This is a genomic window from Clostridium sp. DFI.1.208, from assembly GCF_024463855.1.
Classification (GTDB): domain Bacteria; phylum Bacillota_I; class Bacilli_A; order Erysipelotrichales; family Erysipelotrichaceae; genus Clostridium_AQ.
In genome coordinates this window covers 1-556 of record NZ_JANGCA010000185.1, presented here as the reverse complement: position 1 = coordinate 556, position 556 = coordinate 1, and the positions used below count along the sequence as shown (strand labels likewise).

At 45.0% G+C, this 556-nt stretch carries 1 protein-coding gene; it reads left to right on the top strand.

Annotation, left to right across the window (positions count from 1 at the left end; genetic code table 11):
* Window positions 1-556: lysozyme family protein (locus tag NE665_RS23955; RefSeq protein ID WP_256302712.1), on the top strand; the 556-nt coding region annotated here is incomplete at both ends.

Genomic DNA, 556 nt, shown 5'->3' with positions numbered 1-556 from the left:
AATATCCAAAGGTACCCAATGGCATCCGTGATCCTGAATATTCCATAGATTGCGGGATACAGGAGCTGCGCTCCGTATTGAAGAAAGCAGGAGTGAAATCCGGAGAAGATAAGGAAAGGATAAAGGTGGCTTTGGCCGGATATAATTTTGGAAGTGGCTATATCGAATGGGTCGATGCGAACAAAGGTGGAAAATGGACATTAGAGAATGCGAAAGAATTTTCTGCAATGATGGCAGCCAAAATGGGATGGTCTGTTTATGGCGATCCGAACTATGTCGATAAGGTCATGGAATATTACGAAACAGCTGCTATCGGGATCGAAGGAAAAGATGCTTTTTTAGTACCGATGAAGAGTTATACACTGACGAGCAGTGTAGGACAACGAAGTCTCGGAGATTATCACTATGGAACGGATATCGATGGAGGCTATGGCGCAAATATCTATGCACCTGCCGCAGGGATCGTCTATGAGGTATCTAACGATTGTCCGCCAAGCGATGGTTATTTGGGGAATTCCTGTCCCTATAGCGGAGGCTATATCGGTGGTGGAAATTA